The sequence below is a fragment of the Rhizobium sp. RCC_161_2 genome (genome assembly GCF_041355235.1).
Classification (GTDB): Bacteria; Pseudomonadota; Alphaproteobacteria; order Rhizobiales; family Rhizobiaceae; genus Rhizobium.
In genome coordinates, this window is the sequence record NZ_JBFUPL010000034.1 from 1 (window position 1) to 2,500 (window position 2,500).

General features: G+C 54.0%; 1 tRNA gene and 2 rRNA genes (1 of these 3 cut by a window edge). All 3 read right to left on the minus strand.

Annotation, left to right across the window (positions count from 1 at the left end):
* Position 1: 1 nt before the first annotated feature.
* Positions 2–78, minus strand: a tRNA-Met gene (locus AB6803_RS32890).
* Between the two features lie 272 nt (positions 79–350).
* Positions 351–465, minus strand: a 5S ribosomal RNA gene (rrf, locus tag AB6803_RS32895).
* Positions 466–562: 97 nt separating this feature from the next.
* Positions 563–2,500: ribosomal RNA gene (locus AB6803_RS32900) — 23S ribosomal RNA — on the minus strand (it continues 861 nt past the right edge of the window).

The window sequence follows — 2,500 nt, forward strand, 5'->3', positions numbered from 1 at the left end:
TTGGTTGCGGGGGCAGGATTTGAACCTGCGGCCTTCAGGTTATGAGCCTGACGAGCTACCGGGCTGCTCCACCCCGCGCCAGCGTAAACCGCGGAGCGGTTTATCGCGTGTAGCAAGTCGGCTTTGCCGGCTTGCGTCATCCGATCAAACCCTTTGGGTTTGATCGTGTTAGGCGGGCACCCTTATTGAAGGTTCCCACCAAATTTCAGAAGCGTTTACTGCTTGCTGTTTAAAGCACAAAGGCCGCTTTGATGCGGCCTATTGTAACACGGCTTATGCCGTTTTGATCAGAGAAGATTTAAGGCGCATAAACCGGCTTGAGCGATTTAGCGTGAAGTTGCGCTTAGCAGACCTGGCAGCGACCTACTCTCCCGCGTCTTAAGACGAAGTACCATGGGCGCAGGGGCGTTTCACGGCCGTGTTCGGAAAGGGAACGGGTGCGGCCACCCCGCCATAACCACCAGGTCGGCAAAGCGCAACTTTAATTGAGAAGCTGGCAGGCTTTCGCCTGTATTTCTTAAACACGTCGTTGGATGCTCTTTGATGAGCATAAGCAATGAGAACAATCAAGCCAATCGAGCTATTAGTACCGGTAAGCTTCATGCGTTGCCGCACTTCCACACCCGGCCTATCAACGTGGTCGTCTACCACGGCTCTGATAGGGAACACTCGTTTTCAGGTTGGTTTCCCGCTTAGATGCCTTCAGCGGTTATCCATTCCATATGTAGCTACCCTGCTATGCCCTTGGCAGGACAACAGGTCCACCAGAGATATGTCCATCCCGGTCCTCTCGTACTAGGGACAGATCCTGTCAATATTCCTACACCCACGGCAGATAGGGACCGAACTGTCTCACGACGTTCTGAACCCAGCTCACGTACCGCTTTAATTGGCGAACAGCCAAACCCTTGGGACCTGCTCCAGCCCCAGGATGCGATGAGCCGACATCGAGGTGCCAAACAACCCCGTCGATATGGACTCTTGGGGGTCATCAGCCTGTTATCCCCGGCGTACCTTTTATCCGTTGAGCGATGGCCCTTCCACGCGGGACCACCGGATCACTATGACCGACTTTCGTCTCTGCTCGACTTGTCAGTCTCGCAGTCAGGCGGGCTTATGCCATTGCACTCGACGACCGATTTCCGACCGGTCTGAGCCCACCATCGCGCGCCTCCGTTACTCTTTCGGAGGCGACCGCCCCAGTCAAACTACCCACCATACACTGTCCCGGATCCGGATAACGGACCGCGGTTAGACATCCATGACGATAAGGGTGGTATTTCAAGGATGGCTCCACAAGAACTGGCGTCCCTGCTTCAAAGCCTACCACCTATCCTACACATGCCGACACGAATGCCAGTGTAAAGCTATAGTAAAGGTGCACGGGGTCTTTCCGTCTGACCGCAGGAACCCCGCATCTTCACGGGGAATTCAATTTCACTGAGTCTATGTTGGAGACAGCGGGGAAGTCGTTACGCCATTCGTGCAGGTCGGAACTTACCCGACAAGGAATTTCGCTACCTTAGGACCGTTATAGTTACGGCCGCCGTTTACTGGGGCTTCGATTCAGAGCTTGCACCCCTCCTCTTAACCTTCCAGCACCGGGCAGGCGTCAGACCCTATACGTCGTCTTGCGACTTCGCAGAGCCCTGTGTTTTTGGTAAACAGTCGCTACCCCCTGGTCTGTGCCACCCTCACATACTTGCGTATATAAGGGTCACGCTTCTTCCGAAGTTACGCGTGCAATTTGCCGAGTTCCTTCAACATAGTTCTCTCAAGCGCCTTGGTATACTCTACCTGACCACCTGTGTCGGTTTCGGGTACGGTCTATACGGTGGAGCTATTTCCTGGAACCGCGTCCCCGCCCACACAATCCAATAAGTGTGAACAAGTTAAGCAATCCGTCACTACCACCAGGCCCACGAATATTAACGTGGTTCCCATCGACTACGCGTGTCCGCCTCGTCTTAGGGGCCGGCTAACCCTGCTCAGATTAACTTTAAGCAGGAACCCTTGGTCTTTCGGCGAGAGGGTCTCTCACCCTCTTTATCGTTACTCATGTCAACATTCGCACTTCCGATACCTCCAGGGCCCCTCACAGGTACCCCTTCACAGGCTTACGGAACGCTCCGCTACCACGTGCATTACTGCACATCCTCAGCTTCGGTGCATGGCTTTAGCCCCGTTACATTTTCGGCGCAAAGACCCTTGACTAGACCAGTGAGCTGTTACGCTTTCTTTAAATGATGGCTGCTTCTAAGCCAACATCCTGGTTGTTTTGGGATCCTCACATCCTTTCCCACTTAGCCATGACTTGGGGACCTTAGCTGGAGGTTAGGGTTGTTGCCCTTTTCACGACGGACGTTAGCACCCGCCGTGTGTCTGCCGAGTAGTACTTCCCGGTATTCGGAGTTTGGTTAGGATCAGTAAGACGGTGAGTCCCCATAGCCCATCCAGTGCTCTACCCCCGGGAGTATTCGCTCGACGCTCTACCTAAATA